Consider the following 584-nt stretch of genomic DNA (forward strand, 5'->3'; position numbering starts at 1 on the left):
GGATGTGTCCAACTTTTGGGGTGCAGTTCAAAACGTTTTCAGATGACCTTATTGCCATACCCCCGCCGCTAAATCTACTAGCAGCGCAGCAACAATGATTGCGTGCAGGTAAAATCAGACGGGCAACTTTATAAGAGGTTACTCATATTAATTCATTTGTTCAACAAGGATATGTCATGAACCCTTCCTCAGATGAAGAGCTTAAATCAGCAATTGAATTAGATGTGTTATTAGATGATTTTGTTTTAGAAAAAAACAGCAATTGTTTAAAAAAATTATTTGAATTTCCCAGTGGAAAATGGATTGAAATTAAATATTTTTTTGATCCCGATTATTATTCCTTAAATTATCAGAATTCACATATTTTTGTTTGCTGGTTGCCGGATACTGACGGGGATTATGATCACTATCGGATAATTATATTTTTTGATACCACCGATTTGGTATCACAAGTAATATCTTTTAATATGAAAACATTATGATCTAAAAATGTATCAATAGACGGTTATCCAGTATCAAAGCTGGTTTCGGTAGATGCTGTAGTACGCTGTTGGAGACCTTTGCAAAATTCCCCAAAATCCCCT

Annotated in this window: 1 protein-coding gene; it reads left to right on the forward strand. The window is 34.8% G+C overall.

The annotated features are described in order from the left end of the window. The first annotated feature begins 176 nt into the window (after positions 1-176). A complete protein-coding gene (locus HMPREF2572_RS02365) occupies positions 177-482 on the forward strand; it encodes a hypothetical protein (RefSeq protein ID WP_070496062.1) in 306 nt (101 codons plus the stop codon). Positions 483-584: the final 102 nt, after the last annotated feature.

Origin of the sequence: Neisseria sp. HMSC064E01, from assembly GCF_001808875.1 — a bacterium.
GTDB lineage: Bacteria > Pseudomonadota > Gammaproteobacteria > Burkholderiales > Neisseriaceae > Neisseria > Neisseria sicca_A.

Coding starts and splice junctions, on each gene's coding strand:
- HMPREF2572_RS02365 (WP_070496062.1), top strand. CDS start 177: ATGAACCCTTCCTCAGATGAAGAGCTTAAATCAGCAATTGAATTAGAT.